20 protein-coding genes and 1 pseudogene are annotated in these 25403 nt (G+C 41.2%); 1 reads left to right on the top strand and 20 read right to left on the bottom strand.

Going from position 1 to position 25403, the window contains the following annotated elements; all coding sequences use genetic code 11:
• Positions 1-6: 6 nt before the first annotated feature.
• The 4 genes from DXA15_RS04700 to DXA15_RS04685 all read right to left on the bottom strand — a co-directional run bounded on the left by DXA15_RS04700 (position 7) and on the right by DXA15_RS04685 (position 2049).
• Positions 7-681: an ABC transporter ATP-binding protein gene (locus tag DXA15_RS04700; protein WP_128133287.1), complete on the bottom strand. Its 675-nt coding sequence runs from the start codon at positions 679-681 to the stop codon at positions 7-9.
• A 155-nt stretch (positions 682-836) separates the two neighbouring features.
• On the bottom strand, positions 837-1415 hold the full coding sequence (locus tag DXA15_RS04695) for an RNA polymerase sigma factor (RefSeq protein WP_128133286.1): 579 nt from the start codon (positions 1413-1415) through the stop codon (positions 837-839).
• Complete coding sequence (locus tag DXA15_RS04690) at positions 1412-1804, bottom strand: hypothetical protein (protein ID WP_046145520.1); 393 nt, start codon at positions 1802-1804, stop codon at positions 1412-1414. The genes DXA15_RS04695 and DXA15_RS04690 overlap by 4 nt, the downstream gene beginning before the upstream one ends.
• A 23-nt stretch (positions 1805-1827) precedes the next feature.
• Positions 1828-2049, bottom strand: coding sequence for a 4Fe-4S binding protein (locus DXA15_RS04685; protein ID WP_010801667.1), 222 nt, complete (start codon positions 2047-2049; stop codon positions 1828-1830).
• A gap of 156 nt (positions 2050-2205) precedes the next feature.
• Between DXA15_RS04685 and nudC the strand changes: the two are divergent.
• Positions 2206-2972, top strand: a pseudogene (gene nudC / locus DXA15_RS04680) (NAD(+) diphosphatase).
• 30 nt (positions 2973-3002) lie between these two features.
• Here nudC and DXA15_RS25995 read toward each other — a convergent pair.
• From DXA15_RS25995 to DXA15_RS04615, 16 genes are all read right to left on the bottom strand, one after another.
• On the bottom strand, positions 3003-3482 hold the full coding sequence (locus DXA15_RS25995) for a hypothetical protein (protein WP_233566837.1): 480 nt from the start codon (positions 3480-3482) through the stop codon (positions 3003-3005).
• Positions 3483-3496: 14 nt separating this feature from the next.
• Positions 3497-3826 carry a hypothetical protein gene (locus DXA15_RS25990; RefSeq protein WP_233566836.1) on the bottom strand — a complete coding sequence of 110 codons (330 nt, stop codon included), beginning with the start codon at positions 3824-3826 and terminating at the stop codon, positions 3497-3499.
• An 18-nt stretch (positions 3827-3844) separates the two neighbouring features.
• Positions 3845-4351 carry a hypothetical protein gene (locus DXA15_RS04670; RefSeq protein WP_128133285.1) on the bottom strand — a complete coding sequence of 169 codons (507 nt, stop codon included), beginning with the start codon at positions 4349-4351 and terminating at the stop codon, positions 3845-3847.
• 143 nt (positions 4352-4494) lie between these two features.
• Complete coding sequence (locus DXA15_RS25985; protein WP_233566838.1) at positions 4495-4959, bottom strand: lysophospholipid acyltransferase family protein; 465 nt, start codon at positions 4957-4959, stop codon at positions 4495-4497.
• Positions 4960-5000: 41 nt separating this feature from the next.
• Positions 5001-5228, bottom strand: coding sequence for a hypothetical protein (locus tag DXA15_RS25980; protein ID WP_233566834.1), 228 nt, complete (start codon positions 5226-5228; stop codon positions 5001-5003).
• An 88-nt stretch (positions 5229-5316) separates the two neighbouring features.
• Positions 5317-5850: a DUF4858 domain-containing protein gene (locus DXA15_RS04660; protein ID WP_128133284.1), complete on the bottom strand. Its 534-nt coding sequence runs from the start codon at positions 5848-5850 to the stop codon at positions 5317-5319.
• 256 nt (positions 5851-6106) lie between these two features.
• Entirely contained in the window at positions 6107-7021 is a 915-nt protein-coding gene (locus DXA15_RS04655) for a TlpA disulfide reductase family protein (RefSeq protein ID WP_233566832.1), read from the bottom strand.
• Between the two features lie 433 nt (positions 7022-7454).
• Complete coding sequence (locus tag DXA15_RS04650) at positions 7455-9860, bottom strand: FtsX-like permease family protein (RefSeq protein ID WP_128133283.1); 2406 nt, start codon at positions 9858-9860, stop codon at positions 7455-7457.
• A 12-nt stretch (positions 9861-9872) separates the two neighbouring features.
• Positions 9873-12269, bottom strand: a complete 2397-nt coding sequence (locus DXA15_RS04645; RefSeq protein WP_128133282.1) for an ABC transporter permease — start codon at positions 12267-12269, stop codon at positions 9873-9875.
• A gap of 144 nt (positions 12270-12413) precedes the next feature.
• Positions 12414-14285: an ABC transporter permease gene (locus DXA15_RS04640; protein WP_233566830.1), complete on the bottom strand. Its 1872-nt coding sequence runs from the start codon at positions 14283-14285 to the stop codon at positions 12414-12416.
• Positions 14233-14790, bottom strand: a complete 558-nt coding sequence (locus DXA15_RS25975; RefSeq protein WP_233566828.1) for an ABC transporter permease — start codon at positions 14788-14790, stop codon at positions 14233-14235. The genes DXA15_RS04640 and DXA15_RS25975 overlap by 53 nt, the downstream gene beginning before the upstream one ends.
• Before the next feature lie 67 nt (positions 14791-14857).
• Positions 14858-15910, bottom strand: coding sequence for a BF3164 family lipoprotein (locus DXA15_RS04635; protein ID WP_128133281.1), 1053 nt, complete (start codon positions 15908-15910; stop codon positions 14858-14860).
• Positions 15911-15926: 16 nt separating this feature from the next.
• On the bottom strand, positions 15927-18314 hold the full coding sequence (locus DXA15_RS04630; protein WP_128133280.1) for an ABC transporter permease: 2388 nt from the start codon (positions 18312-18314) through the stop codon (positions 15927-15929).
• Positions 18315-18320: 6 nt separating this feature from the next.
• Positions 18321-20507, bottom strand: coding sequence for an ABC transporter permease (locus DXA15_RS04625; protein ID WP_233566826.1), 2187 nt, complete (start codon positions 20505-20507; stop codon positions 18321-18323).
• 138 nt (positions 20508-20645) lie between these two features.
• Complete coding sequence (locus DXA15_RS04620; protein ID WP_128133279.1) at positions 20646-22958, bottom strand: ABC transporter permease; 2313 nt, start codon at positions 22956-22958, stop codon at positions 20646-20648.
• Between the two features lie 17 nt (positions 22959-22975).
• The gene (locus DXA15_RS04615; protein ID WP_128133278.1) at positions 22976-25390 is read right to left on the bottom strand and encodes an ABC transporter permease; all 2415 of its coding nucleotides are present in this window, start codon (positions 25388-25390) and stop codon (positions 22976-22978) included.
• Between the last annotated feature and the right edge of the window lie 13 nt (positions 25391-25403).

Below are 25403 nucleotides of genomic sequence, written 5' to 3'. Positions count from 1 at the left end.
TTGTAATTAGATTACCGTCTCCGTTACCACCTGTCCGTCGAACAGGTTGATGATGCGTGAAGCATAGCTGGCATCATGCTGGCTGTGGGTTACCATGACGATGGTTGTTCCTTCCTTATTTAATTCGTTGAGCAGGTTCATTACTTCCTGGCCGTTTTTACTGTCCAGGTTACCGGTTGGCTCATCGGCAAGGATTAGTTTGGGGTTGGCTACCACGGCACGGGCTATGGCAACGCGCTGTTGCTGACCTCCGGATAACTGTTGAGGGAAATGTTTTTCACGATGGACGATTGCCATACGCTCCATGGCCTCTTTCACTTTCTGTTTGCGTTCGGAAGCCGAAACACCCATATAAAGCAGGGGAAGTTCTATATTTTCATATACGTTCAATTCGTCGATCAGATTGAAACTCTGGAATACGAAGCCGATAATCCCTTTACGCAATTTTGTACGTTGTGCTTCCGTATATTTGGAAACCTCTATCCCGTTCAGGTAATATTCTCCGGAAGTCGGGTTGTCCAGTAATCCCAGGATATTCAGCAGCGTAGACTTACCGCAACCGGAAGGTCCCATTATCGCTACAAACTCTCCCTCTTTAACTTCAATATTCACCTTGTTCAAGGCCCAAGTTTCAACTTCCTCTGTACGGAAGATTTTTTCTAATGCTACTGTCTTAATCATGAGTATAAGAATTTTAATTTACTAATGAAAGAACAAAAGCTGTGCCAATGTTGTAAGTATTTGATTTATATTGCGTTAGAATTTTAGATTCTCTTCGGCGTTGTGCATATCCGCACAGATATAGTTCGGAAACGCACTTTTAGGGAACAAGTTGTTTACAAAATATCTTCATACAGATTATATAATCTTTTCCTGAGAAATAAGACTGCATATCTTTTCCTGGAAATCAAAGTATTAACCGGTATGGCGGTCGATTCTGAAATTTCTTTGAACGGAATACCTTCCAGTTCCGTCAGTTCAAAGACGGCCCGTTGCTCGTCCGGCAATTCCAGTAATGCGTGTTCCAACTCTTCCCAGACGGTAGAACGGATATAATCCATTTCCGGCGATTGGTCTTCGTCGGGCATGAGTTCCGCCAGTTCTTTCAGGAAAGTGCCGTCTTCTTCGTTGGTGGAGAGATAGGGCATTTCTTCTTCCCGGTGTTTGCGGCTGCGGTCGATGATCTGGCTGCGGGCTACAGAATATAACCAGGCGGCGATCTGTTCGATCGGACTGTCCTCCTGGTCATATTTCATGAACTGGTAGAATACGTTTTGCAGGATATCTTCACTGTCTTCTTTGGAGGACACACGCCTGGAGATAAAACCTTTCAGCTGTGTCTGGTATTTCCGGAAGATATCCGCAACCCGTGTGTTCTGCTCCGAAGCGGAGCGGTTTTGAACTATTTCTTTCATTGGGCATTATCACCTGAAGACGGCTCCTGTGTATTAAATCTGCCATTACGGAAATCAGCCATATGTCTGCGGATATGTTCCCGGCGCTCTTCCCAGGGCATATTTCTCATCTGCTCGTGGAAGCGGTTATGCTCTTCCCGGTTACCGAAGAAAAAGCCTCCGGGATGATGACCGAAAGGACCGAAATGTCCAAACCCTCTGAACCCTCCGAATAACAGCCGGCAAAGAACCATCAAACCAAGTGCCTGCCAGTAGTTAATGACCGACCAGCCGATAACAGCCGGTATCAGCCAGTTCCACAGATACATAACTCCCAGGCTGGCTAGTGCAAACAGCCCTATAAAAAATAAAAAGATGAACGCACCTCTGAATACTCCCGGATTTCTCATTGTTATTTAATTTAATATGTTTATTACTCTGTTATTAATTCAATTGCATGGGTTTTGCAGACATCGACACAGTTACCGCAGCCTACACAGCTTTCGGGATTGACCACCGTTGCATAGCTGCAACTACCGTTATTCACCATTTTCAAAACCTCTCTCCGGCATCTCTTTACACATTGTCCGCATCCACTACACTCATAAGCAAAGACTTGTAAAGATATGACTTCTTTTCTCTTTCTTCCGAACATTTTTCGTTTCCGTTTTAATAATTAAAAATCTATTAGTAAGACATGCCTTCTATTGTTGTAGACGATTGAGCCGGAAGAATATTTTAAATAGAAATATTTTTTTGATGTATATCCTGCATTAGTCAGTATATTTGTGCCGTTCAAAAGTAAAAAGTGATGAGCAATGTAAATAATGTATACTGGTTTATTTTCTTCAACGACCAGTTACTGCTTCAGAAAAAAGGTGAAACATATACAATTCCTTATAATATCAATCCTCCTGTGCCGGTTAAGAATGTGCTGGAAGTCAATTTGTTGGAGGATATGCCGGCTTGTACGGCCTCTGTGGATACATCACTGGAAGAAACGGCTGAATACTTTCCGATGGGTTTGCGGGCATCCTACGATTACCTCGATCCTGTCTTACATAAAATAGCCGGAAAAGCGTATGAGTTGATTTATTGGGACCAGCACAGCCGCTTTTGTCCTTCATGCGGAACGAAAACTGTCATGCAGACAACTATTTCCAAACAGTGTCCAAACTGTAAATATGAAATCTATCCGGTAGTCTCTCCGGCGATATTGGTACTGATCCGCAAAGGAGATGCTATCCTGCTAGTCCATGCCCGGAATTTCAGAGGTTCTTTCTATGGTCTGGTTGCCGGTTTCCTTGAAACGGGAGAAACGCTGGAAGAATGTGTAAGACGGGAAGTTATGGAGGAAACAGGATTGGAAATTAATAATATTACCTATTTCGGGAATCAGCCTGGCCTTATCCGAGTAACCTGATGGTCGGGTTTATAGCCGACTATGTAAGCGGCACGATCCGTTTACAGGATGAGGAATTGAGCGAAGGCGCTTTCTTTAGTAAGGATAATCTGCCTGAGTTACCTCGTAAACTCAGCCTTGCGCGGAAGATGATCGACTGGTGGCTGGAACAGTAAAGTGTAAGATCGTACAACGGCATAATATGCTTATTGAGCGTCATATTCATATTGTGCCGTGAAGTTTGATCTTGAACTGTATAATACCAGTTCGCTCGATTCGGATCGGATAAGGTTATAATTGCTATCGTATGTATTGATCACTTTTCTCAGGGCTTCGCCGGTCGGGGAGAAAGTCACTGAACGGGTATTCAATCCGTCGATAAAAGAATGCTGTGTATAGTTGATTAACTGGTTGTTTGCCATATAATGACATTCCAGAATCAGTTTGCCGACCTTATCATACGAGTGGGTCGTATAGTTTTCCAATACTCCCGAAGTCCCGTAATGCTCTTTCCGGTCAAGCATATTGTTTTTGTATTTATATAATGTATATTCCGACTGGGATATCACCGGATAATAGGTGATTTTTTTCTCTAACTTACCATCATTTGAATAGATATATACCTGTGTCTGAAGATTGATAAATCCTGTAGAGGTATTTTTGTTCGCATTAAAACTGGTGGTCATGACCAACTGCTTGTCTACATTATATTGATAAACATTGTAGCCGAGAGTGTCGATAATTGTTTCCCCTTCAAACAGACAGTTAGAAATTCTGGATAACCGTCCTCGTTATTATATTCGTAAACATTACCGGAATAAGCGGAGTCGCTGGCTGGCGAGGTCATCCGTTTTAGCCGGGCATTGTTAAGCGACAATCTTTGGGGGACATCGTCATTAACGAATGCCACTTCCGGATTCTCGTTGACCGGAAGTTTGTCGAGATCGGAAGAGTCGCAACTGGTAATCCCGCTTATGAAAAACAGGAGGCAGACCAGTAAGGTCCATATATGTGTAGTTGCGATCGTCATTGAGGGGATGGTTTATACTTATTGGGTATCTAATGCATCGAGCCATATATCCAGGCATAATTGAGGATAGAGATAGAAACTTTCTTCCAAAGTGCCGGTTGCTTTCATCTGTTCCGCAATCTGATCGGCAATAGCCGGTTTGGATGATACGAGAATATCACTGATGATGTTAGAGAAAAAGCTCAGTCTGCTTTTCAGGAATTTATCCATCAGCAGATAATAGATATGGGGTGAGGAAGAAAGGAGAAAGTTTTTAAAATCCTTATATTCTTCCGTTTCCATATAAGTGTACGGAGAAGTTATGTGATCCATTTCATCACATTTCTCCTGGAATAAATCGAATTTCTCCTTAAATGTTCTTCTCTCGGATTTGGAGGATAATTTCATCCCCTGGTTAATCCTCAACCGCAGGTCGGGAGTCACCTTATACACATCCGGCTCCTGGAAGTCTTCGCTGTCGCAGGAGGTGAAGAATAGTAGTGCCAATGAGGCAAGCAAAAGTGCCAGTATCTGTAATTTAGTCATAATTGTCCGTCTTTTTTTGTATTATTTCTTAACCTTAAGACGCAATATTTCAAGGAAATGCTGCATCTTATCCGATTAATTTATTAATAGTCTTTAATTATAAAACGGACAAATTATGAAATACTGCATGACAAATAAAAAAATTACACTTTAATACTGCGGATCACAGTTTGTTCGGTTTCGGCAAAGAGTTCGGCGAAGGGCTTAGCCTTCACTGGAATAGGGTCGTGGATGATGAGTTCGATACGGTTGCCGATTCCCAAAGGAAAGGAACCCCATTTTGTCATCTTCCATGAGTTGTTGATCGTGACCGGTACCATGTAGGCCGACGGTGCATATTTACAGAGGATTTTCAATCCGTTTTCGGCAAAAGGACGAGGTTTGCCTGTTTTGCTTCGTGTCCCTTCCGGGAAAATTACTGCCGAGCGTTTGTTTGTTTCAATATATTCGGCCATTACACGGATGGCTGTCAATGCCTGTTTCGGGTCTTTCCGGTCAATAAGGACGGAGCCGCCATGCCTAAGGTTGTACGAAATACTGGGAATACCTTTGCCCAGTTCGATTTTACTGATAAACTTGGGATGAACTTTGCGCATGAACCAGCAGATAGAGGTTATATCGTAGAGGCTCTGATGGTTCGAAGCAATTATCAGGGCGAGTCGGTCGGGAGTTTCTCCAGCCCGCTTATTTTGTATCTTGTTCCTAGAATATAGGTGTTGAAAACCAGGAAAAAACTCAAGACATCCACGCTCTTTTTATGTGCTTTGTAACCGAACAGGTTAAAGCATATCCACTGTACCACATGGAAGAACACCAGTGTAATCCCAAATAACAAATAATAGATGACTGAAAGCGGATACGAAATGATTTTTTCCATTTTATCCTTTAAATTGTATATTTATAAATTCGACTTTGCCTTTATTAATAGGGTAACAAAAGTATAAAAAAATATTCTACTACTGTGATTACGGATAATTATTATAATATTTCTGAGTCCGCCAGCGTTGCGCATTTTTCCTTTTATAACGTGCACTGGGCATAAAAACCTGTTGTAACATATCGTCGAACGAGATGCCGGACGGCTTTCGGGCTTCAGCACGGATTCCCGGTGAGACCTGGAAAGATCCCAGCATTTTCACTTTGGGTAACGGCTTATTCATTCCATATAACATGAATACGGCGGGAGGAAGGTCTTTCGGTGCCACTTTACGGTTAGGGTTATAGTCGGTATCTTTGGGACGTACGTATTCCGTGAAATCTTTTTGTATGGATTGTGCGGGCGATAGCTCGGGTGACATGATCATATTTGAGGCCGGTTCTTCCGTATTGATCAGTGTACCTGACCGGATAGCTTTCAACGCTTCGGGATTCAGTTCCAGCTTCTCCTTGCCGGAGAGTATATTCCGGAGCCATACCGAGTCCTTTTCTGTCCATTGGGCATATAGGTATCCCGTATTGCTCAGGCAGATTAATAGTAATGTAATTATTCGTTTACTCATCTAAAAAGTTCAACTTCCCGTACATATTCTATTTATTGAAATGTGCGGGAAGTCGAAATACTGCATCGTATTTGGGTTTATTTAGTTTCGATGACTTCTTTTACCTTTGCTTTCATTGCATCGCCACGCAGGTCACGGGAGATAATCGTACCGTCGGGACCAAAAAGAATGATATGCGGAATGCCGTTGATACCATATAGTTTGGTCGGCTTATCACCGGCGTTCAGAATCTGCGGCCAGGTGATTTTAAGTTCTTCTATTGCCTTTTGGGTATTTTCAGGACTGTCCCATACGCTACGCCCAACACTTCAATACCTTTGTTTTTATATTGATTGTAGATTTCTGCCAATACCGGAGTTTCGGCACGGCACGGTCCGCACCAGCTTGCCCAGAAATCAACCAGGGTATATTTGCCTTTTCCTACATAGTCGGACAGGGATACTTTGTTACCGTCTTTCGTTTCGATGGTGAAATCGACGAAGGGTTTTCCTTCGGCTGTCTGCTCCAAAGCGTTGAAACGTTGTATCGTTTCCTGCATATTCGGTGTGTTGCGTACTACTTCGCTCAGTTGAGGCAGTTTGTTTTTTATCTCGTCCGGCGAAAGATAGCCGTCCATATAATTCAGTGCGATAGCACCGATCGGGTTATCCAGGTTTCTATTGAAGAAACCATCGAGCATAGACAGGTAAGCCGGTTTCCATTCATTCTGGAAAAAGTTCTTCTGCAATTCCATGCGTTCGGCTTTATCCTCTGTCTGTTTCATGAATTCCTGTCGTTTGGTATCGATCACGGCAGACATACTGTCCTGTGCTGCAAAGAAACGGGCAATCTCATTGTTCAGAGGGCTTCCCGACGGAGTTACCGGTTTGCTGAGGTCGAGATTGATTGTTCCGTTTTCAAGAATGAAATTGACATAATATTCACGGCTGGCATCGATACGGCAGTAAGCTGCGGTGTCCATTTTTCCGGTAAAGGTGAACGTATTTCCTGTTACAACTGTGCTGTCTACATAGACGTTATTGTTGTTACGGTTATAGATATAGATCGTTTGTCCGTCCAGCGAGTTGTCGGGGATAGTACCGTTTATGGTATAAGCCGTTGCAGGCTTTTCCGAACAGGCGATAAAAACCAGTAGTCCGGTTAACAAAGTGAGTAAAAAGTTTGTTTTCATATGCTTGATTATTAAAATATATATTCCGGTTAAATGGATATACGAAAGTAGGAAAGATTCTTTTATATCCGGCATAATTTCCCCTGTTGAATCAAAATATTAATTCTTTTTGGGAAGTGTTAATGTAATAGTAATCTTATCCAATTCTTCCCTTTAAATGTGATCAAATATTGATCGTGACGATTTGGAGTCTTGTGGCTGATTGTTAGTTTATTACAGTTTCCTCGTAGTTCCGTGCTTAGGGAACGCTAGTTTCCTGGGCGGGGAACTGCGGTTTCCTACCGAGGGAACGCGCGTTTCCTGCTAGGGAACTACAGTTTCCTACATAGGAAACCGGAAGCGTTTACTCGGTCTTTATTACTTCTGCCGGATTGATACGGGCTGTTCGCAGTATATCGCGCAGTTGTTCATATTTTTTGATATCATAATCTTTTTACTCCGCTTTTACCGATTCCGCCGGATTTGCCAGTGCTGCTTCCTTTACCTGACGGAAGATGGAAAGGAGGACAATCACGCAAGTAATGAAGAATACGGCGATGAAAGGCCATATCGTCAGGTGGATGTGGTTGGCATATGTTTCCAGCCAGCGATTCATCAGGATATAGCCTATCGGTAAGGCAAACAGGTTGCTGATCACGACTAATATCAGGTATTCTTTGAAGAATAATTGCAGGATATGGTAAAAAGTCGCACCGTTCACTTTGCGGATGGCAATCTCTTTTTTACGTTGTTGGGCGGAGAGGCTGACCAGGGAGTAAATACCGAAAGTGGAGATCAGGATACAAAGGATTGCAATAATACTGAATACACTGAAAATGACTTTTTCCGGCTGGTTGAACTTATCCACTAAATCCGTTAGTGGAGTACATAAACTAGTGTCTGTCACTCCGCTTACGTTGAACTTTTTGGCTACCTGCCTGATATGTTCGGTTACTTCTTTTTTATGTCCCGGGAGATAACGGACATAAAAGTATTGAACAGGCGTATAATTCTTTGCATCTTTATCGGTATAAAGACTGAAAAAGATACTTAATACAGGAAATTGCATAGGAGCATAAATGTAATCGTTTATTATGCCCGATACTTTTTGGGTAGTTGCCGAATATTGTTTTTCATCATATCTGTAAATGCTTCTTTCCAATAAGTCTTTATAACCCAACTGACGGTAACCGGTTTCATTGACGAGATAAGAACCCGGATTACTCTCGTCCAGCCATTTTCCTTCTTTCAGGCCGATATGGAACAGTGAAAAAAATTCTTTACTGACCAGCATCAGATTATCTTCCCGGAACGGATCAGTTTCGGCCGGATCAAATGATAAATGTATAATTTCTGTTCCATACCAGTCTCCTTGTTCCGTAAATACCGGAGAGTTTACAGCTGTGTAGCAGACTTCTTGTATATAAGGATGATTTCGTAACTCCGGTTCGAGAACTCTCAGGTCATTCTCGTATGCATTTTCGTATCCCATATCCATCTGAAGCACATTTTCATACTCTACACCTTTATCTTTGTTCAGAATAAAATGCAATTGCATGAAAAGAATAATAGATGTAATGAAGAACAGCGATCCGATAAATATCTGACCGGCTATTAATCCTCTTTTCAGAGAAACGGACTGAGTGCCAGGGCTGCAAAGTATCCTGCGGATCGGCAGATAAGTAATTATCCAGAATAATAGCGTACTGGCGAGGATTGCTGTTATCGCATTAAACACTAATGCCGATTGGTCGATATGGCGGGATACGCCTTCGTACATTCCGTAACGATTCCAGGTGGTGTAACTGTCATAATAGGGATAAATGACTTCAATCAGGCAGAATGCCAATAAATAAGCGATGAACATGGGGAGGAATAATTCCGTCCAGCCTTTTTGCATCATCTCTTTGGTAGAAGCCCCGATACAAAGGTATGTCCTGTTTTTATTCTTTTTCCGTTGTTGCTGTCCGATAAAAAGGACCAGCAGGTTCATAAGGGCACTCATAAAGGCCATTAAACCGGCGAGCGCCAGGATATGAATGTTCCGTATCCTGTTATCCAGTTCCGGATGGCAATATAAATGAACTTCCGAAGGAGTCCGCAGGTTTATTTTCCATTGGTCTACATGCTCGTCTCCATAAGGATCATCAGCATGGCTTTTATAAGCTGCCAGTTTTTCTTTTACTTTTTTGATATTACAATCCCGGTGTAAACGTACATATGTTTTATTTCGGTTTACGTGTGTCATCGGTTTTACCTGATCGATTAAAAGGAATTCGAAGATAAAGTCTGAATTATCCGGATAATCTTTGATCACTCCGACTATGGTAGGGCGATACTGCCCTGTTAAATCAAAGACTTTCCCGATGCAATCGGTCGTTCCGAAAAATCTCATAGCCGTGCTTTGGGTGAGAACAACCGATTGGCCGTCGAGGACAGTCCCTTTGTATGTCCCGGCGACAAAGTCGGAACGGAACATTTCGAAAAAGGAATGATCGCAGACAAGCCCGTAAATATATTTGCTGCTATTATTTTCTTTTATCGTGAAATTGCAGTTTGCGAATTTGCATACTTGTTCGATCTCAGGCAATAGTTTTGTTAGTTCGGCCAGATCGTTCATATGTAACTGGTCCAGGTCGGCATCCGCTCCGGTTGCTTTTTTCACCAGTCCGGTGGTGGTCAGGCAATAAAGCCGGTCGCCGTTCGGATGAAAGTTATCGAAGTGTGTTTCCCACCACAGCCAGTAACCGCCCAGGATAAAGGCCGTGAAGCCGATTGCCAGTCCGATAATGCTGACCAGTGATTGGGTTTTATATTTGGCAAATTCCCTGAAAGTGACTTTTAAATAATGACGTATCATAAGATTAATTTTTTATTCGCTTTTTATGACTTCGGCCGGATTCGTTTCAGACGCTTTCAGTGTCTGGTAAAGGACGGTACAGATAATCAAAGCGCTTGTTGCTAACAATACTATGGCATACATCCATAAACCGATACTGATGCGATAAGGATATTGTTCCAGCCATCCGTGCATAAACAACCAGGCTAGTGGAAGGGCAACCGCATTGGCAATGACTACGATTGTCAGATATTCTTTGAAGAACATGCTGATAATTGTTTTCGACGAGGCACCCATCACCTTACGTACGGCTACTTCTTTCCGACGTTGTGCAATGTTGCTGGATGAAACGGAATAGATTCCGAAGATCGAGATCAAAGTACAGAGTATGGCCAGCAGGGAGAAGAGTTGCAGGCTGGCATCCTCCGATTTGTTCAACTGGTTGAAAATAGTTGTCATTGTCTGTATGTTAGGTACGGTGTCTCCTTCTTTCTTGTGTTTTTCAAAAACCTTACGTATTTCTTTTATGGCGGCCTGTTCATTTTCAGGCTTTACACGAGCGTAATAGTAGTAACTGTTCCATTTACTTCCGTCGAGTGTGATAACCATCGGGTGTATAGGATTGCGCAAGCTGGCAGATTGGAAGTTTTTAACGATACCGACAATTTCAAACTCTTTCCGTCCACGGGTTCCATCACCATGGACAGAACCATCCCATACACTGATCTTTTTCCCGATAGGATTGTCCATACCCATGATCCGGGCGGCTTCTTCATTGATGACTGCTGTCTTGCTTGGCATGTGCCACTGTTCCGGATCCGAGTCGCTATCGTTTATAAAACGACCTTTTAATAAGCTTATTTTGAATGCATCCAGGAATTTACTGCCTACTCCGATTACTTGGAAATTCGGGTTAAAATTGTCCGGTTTTCCTTCCCAGTGTACTTCATTTTGCGTATGAGGTTCGTGGGTGATGGAGAAGACACTGCATTCAACAAACTCATCGATTATAGGAAGAGTTGCCAGTTCGTGGGTGATTCCTTCACGGTCACGATAATCCATTGTGAGATGAATCAACCCCTCTTTCTGGAATCCTAGGTCTTTATGTTTCATTAATGAAATCTGTCGGAGCATGATGAAGGTGCTCATCAGGAAGAATACGCAAATGCCGAGTTGAATAGTCATGCTGACTTTGCGGAACGAACCCTTCCGGTTAGCAGAAATACCTCCGGACAACATCAGTGAAGATGTTCGTATGAAACGCAGTAATAAGGGGAATGAGACAACTATCAATACCCCCCAACTGACTAAAGTGATTATAATCAAACTCGTATAAAAATCAGGGTCGGCTATCTTCGTATCGAAGGTTTTACAGAACAGCGAAGAAGTGAGTTCCAGCAGACAAAAGGCCAGAACAAAGGCTATGCTGGTTTGTAATGTGAGTTCGGTCAATAGCTGTATGATCAGCTCCCGTTTACCGGCACCAATCGAATTTCGGAGCCTTATCTCTTTTATGCGCTGGTAGATACGGTTTAGAAGGAAATTGATGAAATTGAAGAATACGCACAGTAATAGCAAAATGGTTGTTATGGCAAAAGTACGGATATAGGATAAGTTGAACGATAGCTCGCTTCCAAAAGTATGCCGCATATCTGTTAACGGAATCATCTTTACCGCAAGCGTATTCAGGTAGTTGTTTTTCTCCAGATAGGTTTGCAACTTCTTTTTGAATATATTTGCACTGACATTGTCTTCCAATAGCAGATAAATTTCGTTATCCAACTGACTCCATTGTCTATCTTCCGGTATCCTGTCCGTCATTCTGGTGGTAAACTCGTCTAATTCGAATACATCCTGTTGGAATGCGGAATTAGCAGGCGCATCTTCTACAACCGCCACGATGGTGAGTGTTTCCCGGTATCCGTTTTTCATTACTTTCCCGATCGCTTCTTCCGGGCTTTTGAAATATTTGAGAGCAAAAGATCGGGTTATGACAATTTCATCCAGCGAATGTAACAGATTCGTTTGCCGGCCGCTGAGAACTTTCCTGGGGAAAAGGGTAAAGAAGTTGTTGTCGATAAATATTTCTTCCGGGTCTTCCAGTATCTGATCGTTATATTTAAAGGTAGAACCGAAATTTCCGTATACCAGTGCCGTTTCTTTTATTTCCGGAAAATCTTGTTTGAGTTTACGGGCCAGAACGAGTGGCAATTCTCTCTCTTTTTTTCCGGTTTGTTTGTTGATGCCGTAGAGTGTGTACATTTGTTTGGACTTCGGATAAAAACCGTCATACGAGGTTTCGTATTCGAGCCATTTCATCCCGTAGGTGAAACAGACGAGTCCGATAGCCAGTCCGATAACGCTGATAAGTATTTGCAATTTGTATTTGATAAAATTGCGTGAAGCGATAGTGATATAGTGTTGTATCATGATTCTCTTTTAATGGTATTTGTTTTGATCTTAATACAAAATATGTGCCAATGTTATAATGATATGATAACTAACGATTTGTAATTCGTTGTTTTTCCTTGGGTAAGTGCGTATACGCACAGTGATTGTTCGTATATGCACTTTTTATTCAGTTTTTATCGATACAGCCGGATTCGCTTTTGCTGCTTTTAAAGTTTGGTAAAGTACGGTGCAAATGATCAGTATGCTTGTAAACAACAGGATGGTCAGATACATCCATGCACTGATATTGATCCGGTATGGATATTGTTCCAGCCATCCGCGCATGAATAGCCAAGCTAAAGGCAAAGCGATCAAATTGGCTACTATTACAATAGATACATATTCGCGAATAAACATGCCGATAATCGTTCGGGAGGATGCCCCCGTCACTTTCCGGATAGCTACTTCTTTCCGCCGTTGGGTGATATTGCTGGAGGATACGGAGTATAGTCCGAAGACCGAGATGAGTGTGCAAAGTATCGCCAGCAGTGAGAAAAGTTGCAGGCTGGCATCTTCCGACCGGCTTAACTCTTTCAAGACATCGTTGACCGTCGTTATTTCCGGTTGCTGGTCATACGGGAAAGTATGTTTTTTGTAAACGTTCCGGATCGCTTTGATGGCGGTTTGTTCATCCCCCGGATTTACTTTGACATAGTAAAAGTAACTACGCCACTGGGAAGGATTTAATATAATGACAACAGGGAGAATCGGATTTCTCAGGCTGGTGGACTGGAAATTCTTTACTAAGCCGACTATTTCTACGTCCTGTTGTTCGTTGTTCCAAAAGCTGATCTTTTTTCCGATCGGATCATGATATCCCATGATGCGTGCAGCCTCTTCGTTAATAAGTGCTTTGGAACCCACCAACCGTCTTCTTTTTCCTTTGGCCAGATCTGTGTCTTCAAGCTCCCGTCCTTTTAATAAAGGTATCTGGAATACGGACCGGAAGTTTTTACTGACTTCCAGCATATGAAAATTCACTTTAGTATCCGGGCTTTTTTCTTCCCACTCTACTTCTGTTAATGAATAAGGTTCGTGCATGATAGAGAAAAATGATGCAACCACCAGTTCTTTTACGATGGGAAGGGATGCGATCTCACGTGCGGTACCTTCTCTGTCATCATTCAGCATGGTAATCTGTATCAAGCCTTCTTTTTCGAATCCTAGATTTTTGTTTTTCATCAGAGAGGTTTGTTTGAGCAGGATGAAAGCGCACATCAGGAAAAATACGCAGATACCCAGTTGGATTGTCATTGCTATTTTGCGGAATCCGCTTTTCCGGTGAGGTGCAACACCACCGGATACCAGTAGTTGAGAGGTTCGGATAAACCGGAATGATATAGGAAGCGAGATCGAAAGAGTGATTATCCAGCTGAATAATGAGATTTTGATCATGTCGACATACAACTCTTTACTATCAATTGTCGTATGGAAAATATGCTTGAACAGGGGAAATGTAATTTCCATTAAACTCCAAGCAAATAAAGTAGCTATAAATATCATCAATGAATATTCCAGTAATAGCTGGCTGATCATTTCTTTTTTACAGGCTCCGATAGCGTTGCGCAGTTTCATTTCTTTGATTCGTATATAGGTCCGGTTGATTTGCAGATTGATAAAGTTGAAAAAGACGCATAGAAGCAATAATAATCCGGTTATAGCAAAAGTTTGGATATAAGTAAGATTAAAGGACAATTCGCTGCCGAATGTATGCCGGACGGCTGTGACGGGTATCAGCTTCAAAAAGATGGTCTCATTGTATTTGTGGATAGAGGTGTAGTCTGTTATCTTTTTTTCGAATGCGTCGATATGTGTGTTTTTATCCAGCAACAGATATATTTTAGCATTCAGATACATCCACTGGTTTGCCTCCGGTATCTCTTGTTCTGCTTTTCGTGCGTGTCGATCCAGTTCGAAGGCATCTCCTTTAAACTGGGAATTATCAGGTGTATCTTCCAACACGGAAACAATCCTGATATTTTTTTTCGTAAGCACTGCTTATTATTTTATCCAGTGCTTTTTCGGGAGTGCCAAACAGTTTAACGGCAAAAGAACGGGTTATTGCGATATCGCTTAATGATTGTAAGATATTGTCTTTTCTCCCACAAATTACTTTTCGGGGGAAGAAAGAGAAGAAATTTTCGTCGATAAATACTTCATCGGGATTCGATATACGTTTCTCGTTGTAGGAAAAATCAGATGCAAAATTCCCGTATATTTGTGTCGTTTCTATTACTTCCGGGAAATCCTGTTTTAATCTTCTTGCCAATATCAGGGGTAGTTCTTCCGTTTTCTTGCCGGTCTGTTTGTCTACCCCGTAAAGCATGTATATCTGTTTGGATTGCGGATAGAAGCCATCGTATGAGGTTTCATATTTCAGCCAGTTGATGCCGTATGCAAAACATACCAATCCGATAGCCAGACCGGCAATGCTGATGACGGTCTGCAATTTGTATTTGAAGAAATTACGTATGGCTATGATAAGATAGTGTTGCAACATGCTTGGTGAATGTTTATCAGTTATTTATTTCGTTATTCGCTTTTTATGACTTCGACCGGATGCAGAGTCAGATTTTGTTCTTTAAGCTGTATTTAATAACATCTCTGCCTCCTTGCCCGTTGGGAGACAAAGCTAATAAATACTCGCCGGATTTCTCTGTGGCTATTTTCCGTAAATTGCGGTCTGCTTGTAATACGGCTTGTTGTTTGCCGTCCCAGTCGAATACGTAAATAACCGAATTACCGGTAAAGTTTGTCGATCCGTCGAACAGACAGAATACATATTGTTCTGAACTGCAAATGTCGATGAAACATTTCTTGCTCTGCTCTGCATCCAAGTATTTATTGGAAATGTCGGGAACCGGTATGGTATAATAATCAGCAAAAGAAACCGATGCAGTCATATCACAATTCATATCGTAGAAGTTGACACAGTCGATAAATCGCAGGGCGGCAACGATCACTCCTTTTTCCTCGTTGAGCGTCAGGTCGCTGGCATACCCCTTTTGAAGGACTGTTGCCGGTATCGGAACCGTGATCTGAGGATAACCCGGAACAGCATATTGTCCGTTTGTTTTATTGGACGAAAAGAATACCTGTGGTTTGCGGGGATTGAACTGAACGGCATATAATTCCTTGGAAGTGATACAACAGTTCGTGCAAGCGTCTTCCAAGCCATAATCGGACATAGACTCCAATTCAGCAGAAAGAGCCGGAGATGTTTGATCCAGATCCATACGTTTCAATTTACGTGAATCGTTGTCCCAGACAGATACCTTGTTTTTATTATTCTTGTTGATATAATCATATTTAGTAAAAGACGGATAGGCGATTATAAAAGTATCTTTTTCTCTTTCTCCTATTCCGTGAAGCGATAAATCTTTTTTACTTCTTATTTGCAGAAGCGTGTCGCTATAATAGTCCATAAACGCGTAGTAATCGTTGGTAATCGCTACATCGTAATAGTTATGTATCCCTTGTCCGGCGAAAATAACTTCGCCGGATAGTTTGCTTGTAATATCCGTAGTCGCTTTATACGTTTTTACACTGTCTTTGCTGTTAGGGGTGGAACAGGCAAAGAATACGGAGAGACTGGTGAGTAGACATAGTAACTGTTTCATATTTGTCATGTATTTATTATTCGGAACGTATGATTTCTACCGGGTTTGTACGAGCGGCCTTTCGTATTTGCCAGATCAGAGTGAGAAATGAAATACCTCCGGTCAAAAGGATCGCGATGGCAAAAATCCACCAGGCAATATGGGCTTTGTAGGCAAAATCGACCATATATAAAGTGATGGCCAGCCAAGATAAAGGCAAACCGACCAGACAGGCTATTCCATATAATTGACTGTATTTGATAAATAACATTTGCCATATGGCTTTGGTCGTTGCTCCGTTTATTTTCCGAATCGATATCTCATGAAACCGTTGTTGTATATCGAATAGGGATAAACTAAACAAGCCCATAGCAGAAATCAATATGGCTATAATCGCGAAAAGGGAGGCGACACTGACCAATTGCTTATCCTCCTTGTAAATAGACAACACTTCATCTTTCAAAAATGTATAAGGGAGTTCATTTCCACATGACTCGTTGTATATTTTTCGAAGAAAGTCGATTGCTTCCTGTTTTTTATCCGGAACGATACAGACTAATAGACCGGATGAAAAGCCTTCTTTATAATAAAAGAAAATCATCGGTTCATAGCCTTTAGACAAATGTTGTGTACACATATCTTTAATAACTCCGATAACTTGATACCTGGGAGCCGGTTGCTCTTTCGTTTGCGGACTGTAAACAAGCAGGCGGTCCAGAATGACTGGTGTTTCATCGATATCTGTAATACCCAGTTCTCTTTTTGCCGATTCATTGATAACAATCGAAAGATCCATATCATTATCGATGGAGTCATTCCATAGCCGTCCTTCAATCGCCTTTATCCCCAGAATACGGAAGGAATTTTGATTGCTTACTTGGGTTCCTATACTTGTCCATTCTTTTCCCGGAATATGTGCCCAGCAATTTTGCCCTAAACGACTGATCGGGCCGGGAGAATAGCTGTGCAGCTTGATGAGCGAGGGAGTATTTTTCAGGTTTCTGTCCAGTTGTCGAACAATCAGATTGTATTTATTCCACATGCTCATATCGCTTCCCCGTGGCCCTTCTATTGGTGAGATTTTGATAATATTATCTGTTTCATATCCAAGATCGGTATTCAGCATAAAGTTTAACTGATGGATAGAATAGATAGATACGATGGTTAAAGCTAGTGTGATAATATATTGTAAACAAAGGAATACTTTTCTGGATATAGTAGATTCTCCGCCTCTCCCGATCTTTTTTAAAGAAGTTACCGGAGAAGAATAATTATATTGGAAGAAGGGGTATATGGCCGTGATAAAAGGCAACAGGAATAGAATCCCTACAGAAAGGCTGGCGTCAAATAAAAAATGCGAAGGAATTCGGATCATTAGAAAAGTATTGACCAGCAACGTCCCTGTTTCTATGAATACCCATGCCAGAAATAAAGCTACGAGAGTCATACATAAGTTTTCAGTATACAATTGAACGGCCATTTGCCGGGTATTTGCTCCGAATACTTTTTTCATACCGAATTCACGTGCCCGTTTCTGGATCAACACAGTGTAGACATTGATAAAATTGAATAATCCTACCAGCATGATCAATACGGCAATTGCTATTAGGATAAGTACGTGTGTATAATTCCCTACCAATCGTTTATCCAGGTATGTGACTACCTGTTGATCGAAATATAGCTTCTGTAAAGGGTAAAAGCAGATGCGCAGGCGGTTGGTGAAATTGGACATTTTACGGAATGCTTCGTATTCCTTGTTGACGGAGGCTGCAGAATGGCCTTTATGTAATTTGACAAGGGAATGGGGCATTGAATATTTTCTGTAGTTGGCCGATTCATTCGATATCAGTAGGTCGAAAGGCATGGAAAATCGGGTATTCGGTTTACCCATGACGGCAACGACAGTTACAATCTTTCCCATCGAGGTAGTGATTTGTTGACCGATCGGATCTTCCTTCCCGAATACTAATCGGGATAGGTCTTCCGAGATTATTGCGTCTTGCGGATTCTCTAATAATTTATTCCGGGACGTTTTTAGTATGGGGATCGGTACTATTTTCAGATAATTCGTGTCTGCGGCTAAAGAGGCAACATTGTACAGTTTGTTATCGACTGTAATCTGATCTTTGTCACTCGGGAATAGCGTAGATACAATTTCTACAGCCGGGTCTTCCAATGGGCTTGGGGTATATCCATATTCAGGTAACAGACCGTAGAGTCTTTTCTGGTGGGTTACTTCATCCTCCATCACTGTATAGCAAACCCTGTCTACTTCCGGAATAAAATGATCGGTAGTCATTTCTCCGTAGACATACCGGAATATCAATATACAACAGGCCAGGCTGAGTGCCAGACCCAGTATGTTGATTACCGTATAAAGCCGGAATCGGAGGAGGGTTCGTATAGCTAACAGGATGATTTTCATTTTTATTTATTCTGATTTAACGACTACCGCCGGATTTTGATTGGCTGCTTTCCAGATCTTCCAGCCGACGCTAGCTATGATAATAAGTTCGGTTACAATAAATAATAGAGGGTAGATCCATATATTTATTACTGTTTGTTTTACGTAACTCTCCAGCCAGTATCTCATTGCGAGATAGCTGACAGGGAATGCTATGGCTGTACTTATTGCGACAAGGAAAAGATATTCATTGAAGAATTTTTTCAGAATGCTTTTGGTTGTCGCTCCGTTGACTTTCCGTATGGCTATTTCTTTTTTACGCTGTTCGCAAGTCAAGGTAACGAGGGAAAAGACACCGAATATTGAGATAATAATGCAAACAGCAGAGGTGAAATGAAGCATCTTTAATAGCGCATCTTCCGATTTAAGGTACTTGTCGTACTCTTCTGTCGCATTGTAGATATATGTATATGTTCCTTTCATCTCTTTCTTAACGCTTTCCAAATGCTTTTTTATTGTTGTCCAACTTCCTTCTTTGTATTTGAAAATAATATCTTGGGGAGAATTATAAAATAGTTGTTTGTATTTCTCCGGAGACAAATATAATGTCGGATTGACTGGTGTCGTAGGAGATGCATTATAAGTATCTTTGATCAGTCCTTTTACTTGATATACGTCTTTAGGTTGAATAATACTTTTGCCTATGGGATCGTTCCATCCGAATGCTTTAGCTGCTGCTTCATTGATCAGTACTTGACCGGACAGATCGGAATCGTGGATCATCTCGCCTTTAAGTAAGGTGAGGTTATAAAATTGGGCAAGCGATTTCGTGCCGCAAACGACTTCCAGACTGATTGGCTGATCATTTTCCTTTTTATCGCTCCAATCTTCAATATGATAAGAAATCCGGCTTCGGTAAGGTAATAGGCTGCCATGTTCTGTCAGTATATCCGTTACTTCGGGCATTTGAGTCAGTGTCTGTTTATATTTTTCTGAATAAGGATAAATGGAGATGGAAGCGATATTTTTTCTTTCGATACCAATATCTGTATTTCTTAAATAGTGGAGTTGTTTAACCATGATGATGGAGCAGAAAATGATTCCGATGCTAATGATCAGTTGGAAGATAATACACACTTTGCGAAACATATTATTCCCCTGTCCTTTGGTAGCCCTTTTGATGGAAGATTGTAATGTTTTATGGTGGAAATAGCTAAGAACAATTAATATTAATGTATAGGAACAGAGTATGATAACTCCAATATAAACTAATGCTTCTGTAAATACGAGTGTTTTATTGGAATGAATCTCCGAGAGTTCCTTGAAAGATGGATACACAAGTTCGATTAGTACCATTCCAACCAGAAGTGCAATAAAGAACAATGTGAAAAATTCGGTAGATAAGAGTGCCAGTAATCCTTTAAAAGAGGCTCCGCATATTTGTCGTAAAGCGAGTTCCCTGTTTCTCATGTGTATTCGGGAAACAAACAATGTCAGGAAATTGAATAAGGTGCAAAGAATAACCAGTCCACCGGCTAATGAAAACAAGAGGATGTGATTGAATTTTATTTCTGTTTTAGTTTGCGGATGATCATAGCGTAAAGACGTCAGAGGTGTTACTACCAGTGGTGCTAATTTTATATCATCTTGTTTTATCTCCATTTTGTCCATTTTTTCCGAAAACTTATTAAAGTCGGTTTTGGGATATAATTTGATGTATGTCTCATGTGAGAAGTAGGTCCATTGCTTTTTATCGCTATCACTACAAACGAGTCCGAATGGAATATTACTGTGTTCTGACCAACCCTTTACAATAGCACAAATCTTCCTTTTTTCTTTATCGGCACCGAACTCTATTTCTTTCCCTATAGGATTTTCATTACCAAAAAGTTTCTTAGCTAATGCTTCTGTGATAGCCAGTTCTTCATTATAAGGAATGAGAAAATTAGTATTGCCTGATATGATCTTTATATCGAAGAAATGCATAACAGTAGAATCTGCTTTTAGTATCCTTGTTTCATAAGGTGTACCGTTTAATGCAATGTCGTTTGTCCATGAAGTCGTAGCGCAGGCAATCTCTATTTCAGGGCATGTTTGTTTTAAATATGCAGCTAAAGGTCTAGGAGTATTGCTCATTCCGGATTCGTCAAGAATACTTTTTTGCCGCACCAGATAAATCCGGTCGGCATCTTTGTGAAATGAGTCATAAGTCATTTCATAATGGATCCATAGACTTCCCAGGCAAAGCAGGTGAACCCGATTGCCAGGCCGAAGATGCTGATAAACGATTGTGACCGGTATTTCAGCAAATTGCGTATTGCTATTTTGAGATAATGTTTTAACATACCTGTTTTATTCCGATTTAATAACTTCTGCCGGGTTCTGATTGGCTGCTCTCCATATTCTCCAACCTGTACATAAAGTGATGAGTGCTGCTAATACCAGTCCTATTGCCGGATAAATCCAGAAGTCTATCCGGGTCTGAAGTACATAACTTTCCACCCACGGTTTCATGATGAGGTAACCGGTCGGGAAAGCAATGGCAGAGGCGACCAGTAACAAAAGCATATATTTCAATAGGAAAGACTGCATGATATGAGGTGTTACTGCACCGTTCACTTTCCGGATGGCAATCTCTTTGCGGCGTTTCTCACAGTCGAGGGTGACGAGTGAGAAGACTCCGAACAGGGAGATCAATACACAGACCAGCGTCACGAAATCCAGCATCATCAGCAAAGCGTTTTCCGATTTCAGGAATTTCCCGTATTCTTCTTCCATATTATTGATCCGGCAATTTCTGACGTCCGGATTTAGCTTTCTCACTAATGCGTCCAGCCGTTGTTTGCAGTTAGTCCAGGTCCCTTCCTGATATTTGAACAGGATGGAACTGTCGTTAAATTCGGTTTTTTTCTTGAATACCATAAAGCCAGGCTTGCATGGTACTGTCGGAGGTGCAATATAGAAATCTTTAATGACACCGGAGATTATCCAGGGATTGTCGCCTCCGATTGTTTTCCCGACCGGGTGATCCATATTCAACTCTTTGATTCCGGCTTGGTTGATTAATATATGATCGCTGTTCCCATCGGCAGGGATCTCTCCTTCAAGAAGTTGGAATTCATAAAATTTGAAGTATGCCTGGTTACAGTCGAACATCTCTAAGCTGACGGAAGCAGTGGAATCCTGGCGTCCATCCCATCTGTCTATTGTACTATAAGAACGGGCATAGCGGGGGAAGATGGCTGATATGCTATCGGGAAATATTTCGGTTATAAATGGGATTTTCGCCATTTCTTCTCTTAATCCGTCGATGGACGGATATGTATTAATACAGGCCCGGTTTGTCCGTTCGAATCCAAAGTCAGCCTGGTTCAGATGGTGGATTTGTTTCATCAGGATTACCGAGCAGAAGATAAAGCAGATACTGATCACGAATTGTGCTACCATGCTGACTTTCTGGAATATGTTTTTGCTTTTGCTTCCGGTTGAACCTTTTAGCATGGCATTCAGTGTCTTTTGCCTGAAATAATAGATCGGGTATAAGGATAATAAGAAAGAAAGGGAGGCTACGATTGCGGCATATTTAATGGCAGCCAGGTAGATATCCATATTATCCAGTTTTATTTCTGATAACTCCCTGAATGTCGGCAATGCTAGTTCTATCAGGATTAAGCCGGTGAATAAAGCGAGCAATAAGGTGATCGAATATTCGACTCCAAATAAAACCATCTGGTTTTTATCTGACGATCCGCAAACTTTCCGTAAGGCAATTTCGCGGCTACGCATCCGGATCCGTGTAATAAATAGAGTCAGATAATTGAATAAGGCACATAATATGACCAATCCGCCTGCCGAGGCAAACAGGAGGATATGTTCGTATTTGACTGTTACCACCCGATTGGGACGGTCATAGCGCATGGAGGTAATAGGTGTCAGTACGATCTTATCGACAGAAAATGTTTGGTCGGGCTTCGTCTTATATTCATCGAGCTTTTTTCTGAATGCCTGAATATCGGTACCTTCCCGCAGTCTGATAAATGTTTGCCAGGCAGAGGCATTCCATTCTTTTCCGAAACTGTTTGATTCAAGAAAATCGAACGGCAGATTACTATGCGTATCCCAGGGCTTAACGACTGCACAGATGACCTTATCTCCATAGATATCTATTTCTTTTCCGATAGGATCTTCTGCGCCGAACAATTGTTTGGCAAACCGGTCGGTGATAGCCAGTTTATTATTATTCTGAAGCATAAAATCCCGACTACCGCTGATTAGCTGAAAATCGAACATGTTTACTGTCGCAGAATCGACTCCGATCTTAAATGAAGTATATTCTTTTCCTTTATATTTGAATGCCATCCCCCAGGCTTGCATATTGCAGGCATCTTCCACTTCTGGAAATGTCGCTTTCAGGAAACCGGCTAACGGATAAGGCGTAATTTCCGATATGCCGCTGCTGGACATATATGATTCAACGCGTACCAGATAAATCCGGTCGGCCCCCTTATGGAAAGTGTCGTAAGTCTGTTCGTATCGTATCCACAAGGTAGACAGTGCAAAACAAGTAAAGCCGATAGCCAGTCCGATAATACTGATAATGGATTGTGATTTGTACTTTCTCAGATTACGGAATGCGAGTTTGATATAGTGTCTTAATAGGTTCATGATATTAATTGTTTTGTTTATTCTGATTTAATGACTTCTGCCGGATTGATCCGGGATATTTTCCAAAGTTGCCATATAATAGTGAAAGCAACTATGATCGCCATGACTAAAAATAAGATGATGAACGGCCATATACTTATGGAAATATGATTCATGTAATTTTGTAACCATCTGTTCAACAGCAATACTAATATCGGAAAAGCAATAGCAGCCGAAAGTGCCAGCTGTATCAGATTACTTTTGCAGAATATGGATAGAATGGTTCCGGAGGTAGCTCCGTTTATTTTGCGTATGGCCACCTCTTTTTTTCTCCGCTCTGTCGATAAAGTTACGGATGCATAAATACCCAGCAAACTGATAAGTATGCAAATAACGGAGAAGATAGAGGTCATCCGGAAGATTTTCTGTTCTTCATCCAACCGCCTTGTAACATCTTCTTTCATGCTGTGGATGTAAATGGGAGTGGCTGGATTTACATAGTGGGATAACGTTGTCTTTATCATCTTAGAAAACTCTTTCTGGTATTCCGGTTTTACTTTTACGATACAGGTCATATTGATATTGTTTTCAGGGAAAGGTAAATAAATACAAGGTAAAACCGGACGAGTATTCATCTCAAACTGGTTGTTGATAATATCGGGCACAATCCCAACAACCTGATAGTTTGTCATTCCATTTCTCCAGTAATCAATGCCTATTTGCATACCGATCGGGTTTCTGCCCAGCGATTTTGCAAAAGATTCATTCACAACAGCCTTGTCTGTTTCTGTTATTGTATATAGACGTCCATCCTTTGTTTTTTGATTGATTAAATCAAAGTAGTTGGCATCTGTATAAATATGGGTAAGCGTCTCTTTGGCTTCTCGTTCGCTGATTCCTTCCCAAGTGAAACGGCCTTCTCCCAGATGCCAGGCACCGGAAAGTCCCATTCCGCTACGGCAGATTGTTTCAACCTGTGGGTTCTGTTCTAGTTTTCTTATAACTTCCGGTCGAACGGGATATAGCTTGTCTCCGTTCAGAGAAACTTCGATAATAGAAGCTTTGTCTGCTTCAGTCAGTCCGAAGGTTAATTGATATTCCATAAGATTACTTTGTTCTTTTACGAACCAGGTTGTTCCCAGAAATAGAAAACAGATAATTAATTGTACGGAGATGAATGCATTACGCAAGAGACTGTTCTGCCGTATTGTTTGGTTACTGAACAAGCTTTGTCTGACTGATATTTTTCTGATTTTATAGATCACAAGCAGACAAAGAATGGCTATTCCCACTAATCCTATCAGACTATATTGAATTAAGAGCAGGAAGATATACGTCGGATCTAATGTAAAATATAGATTGAAACTGTTAACGTAAGGCATCACTAACTCTGCGAGTATGAAGCTCAACTGGCAAGCTGTAATAAAAGCCATCGCTGCTTCCGTGAACAGGAGTTTAAACAAAGACGTTCCGGAGGCTCCGTTTACTTGCCGGATACCACATTCTTTGATCCGGTTGGCAATACGGCCGATGATAAAGATGACATAATTGAATAAAGCGGTCAACAGGACAAGCAGACCGATAATAAAGAAGAATGTATTTATATGCTGGAATTCACTTTTAGGATAAAGCTCTGCCCGTTTTGCCAACGGTTGTAGTTGAATAGCAAGTTCTGCTGTCTCATTTTTCCATCTTGGGAACTTGAGTGTATAGTTTTTGAGCTTTTCATTTAGTTGTTTGAGGTTTATTCCTTCTTTTAGTTTGACATAAGTACAAAAGCCTTGATAATTCATAGGGGAGTTTGGATTGCATATATCATCGTTGGTCGTATTTAACTCAATGCCGCTAAATCTTTCCAAAGAACTTTGCTTGGGGAAATTTTCTATTACTCCCTGAACTGTAAAAGTTTCTTTCTTATCGTCGAAATCATTGATGTCGGTAAAAGATTTTCCTACAACATCAATGGTACCGAATAGTTTATAAGCAGTCTTCTCGGTTAATAAAATAGCATTAGGTGTCTGACTGAACTTCCTTATATCTCCGTTTATTACATGAATATGGAAGAAATCCAGAAAATTATCGTTTGCGAATAAGAAGGTTTCCTGAAAATAGTTGACAATGCTATCTGTTGTTTTTACTTCACATAATTTATCTGTGTAGCCTCCCATTTGACTATAGGAAACGGTCGATTCTATTTCTGGGAAATCTTTGGCTAAAGCATCAGCCGCATAATTTTCATAACATTCTTTGGGGCCTGTTTCTGATTGTGAATAAAGGATACAGATTCTTTCTATATCCTTGATGTTTTTGTCCCAGTTCAGGGAAACCCTCAAAGCATAGGAACAAAATGCAAAACAGGTAACGCCAACAGCTAATCCGACGATACTGATTAGTGATTGATGCTTGTTCTTTAGCAGATTACGAATTGCTATTGTTAGGTAGTGCTTTAACATTTTGTTTGTTCTT

The organism is Parabacteroides sp. AM58-2XD (genome assembly GCF_003463685.1).
GTDB classification, from domain to species: domain Bacteria; phylum Bacteroidota; class Bacteroidia; order Bacteroidales; family Tannerellaceae; genus Parabacteroides; species Parabacteroides segnis.
Note: the sequence above shows the minus strand (reverse complement) of the source record. Positions and strands in the feature narration are given on the sequence as shown.

What these genes read in the sequence shown, in the direction of transcription:
- DXA15_RS04645 (WP_128133282.1), bottom strand. Translation starts at nt 12,269, where the DNA reads ATGATACAACACTATATCACTATCGCTTCACGCAATTTTATCAAATAC.
- DXA15_RS04700 (WP_128133287.1), bottom strand. Translation starts at nt 681, where the DNA reads ATGATTAAGACAGTAGCATTAGAAAAAATCTTCCGTACAGAGGAAGTT.
- DXA15_RS04695 (WP_128133286.1), bottom strand. Translation starts at nt 1,415, where the DNA reads ATGAAAGAAATAGTTCAAAACCGCTCCGCTTCGGAGCAGAACACACGG.
- DXA15_RS04635 (WP_128133281.1), bottom strand. Translation starts at nt 15,910, where the DNA reads ATGAAACAGTTACTATGTCTACTCACCAGTCTCTCCGTATTCTTTGCC.
- DXA15_RS25990 (WP_233566836.1), bottom strand. Translation starts at nt 3,826, where the DNA reads ATGACGATCGCAACTACACATATATGGACCTTACTGGTCTGCCTCCTG.
- DXA15_RS04685 (WP_010801667.1), bottom strand. Translation starts at nt 2,049, where the DNA reads ATGTTCGGAAGAAAGAGAAAAGAAGTCATATCTTTACAAGTCTTTGCT.
- DXA15_RS04670 (WP_128133285.1), bottom strand. Translation starts at nt 4,351, where the DNA reads ATGACTAAATTACAGATACTGGCACTTTTGCTTGCCTCATTGGCACTA.
- DXA15_RS25980 (WP_233566834.1), bottom strand. Translation starts at nt 5,228, where the DNA reads ATGGAAAAAATCATTTCGTATCCGCTTTCAGTCATCTATTATTTGTTA.
- DXA15_RS25975 (WP_233566828.1), bottom strand. Translation starts at nt 14,790, where the DNA reads ATGTTGCAACACTATCTTATCATAGCCATACGTAATTTCTTCAAATAC.
- DXA15_RS04690 (WP_046145520.1), bottom strand. Translation starts at nt 1,804, where the DNA reads ATGAGAAATCCGGGAGTATTCAGAGGTGCGTTCATCTTTTTATTTTTT.
- DXA15_RS04625 (WP_233566826.1), bottom strand. Translation starts at nt 20,507, where the DNA reads ATGACTTATGACTCATTTCACAAAGATGCCGACCGGATTTATCTGGTG.
- DXA15_RS04615 (WP_128133278.1), bottom strand. Translation starts at nt 25,390, where the DNA reads ATGTTAAAGCACTACCTAACAATAGCAATTCGTAATCTGCTAAAGAAC.
- DXA15_RS25995 (WP_233566837.1), bottom strand. Translation starts at nt 3,482, where the DNA reads ATGACCACCAGTTTTAATGCGAACAAAAATACCTCTACAGGATTTATC.
- DXA15_RS04620 (WP_128133279.1), bottom strand. Translation starts at nt 22,958, where the DNA reads ATGAACCTATTAAGACACTATATCAAACTCGCATTCCGTAATCTGAGA.
- DXA15_RS04650 (WP_128133283.1), bottom strand. Translation starts at nt 9,860, where the DNA reads ATGATACGTCATTATTTAAAAGTCACTTTCAGGGAATTTGCCAAATAT.
- DXA15_RS04655 (WP_233566832.1), bottom strand. Translation starts at nt 7,021, where the DNA reads ATGAAAACAAACTTTTTACTCACTTTGTTAACCGGACTACTGGTTTTT.
- DXA15_RS04630 (WP_128133280.1), bottom strand. Translation starts at nt 18,314, where the DNA reads ATGAAAATCATCCTGTTAGCTATACGAACCCTCCTCCGATTCCGGCTT.
- DXA15_RS04660 (WP_128133284.1), bottom strand. Translation starts at nt 5,850, where the DNA reads ATGAGTAAACGAATAATTACATTACTATTAATCTGCCTGAGCAATACG.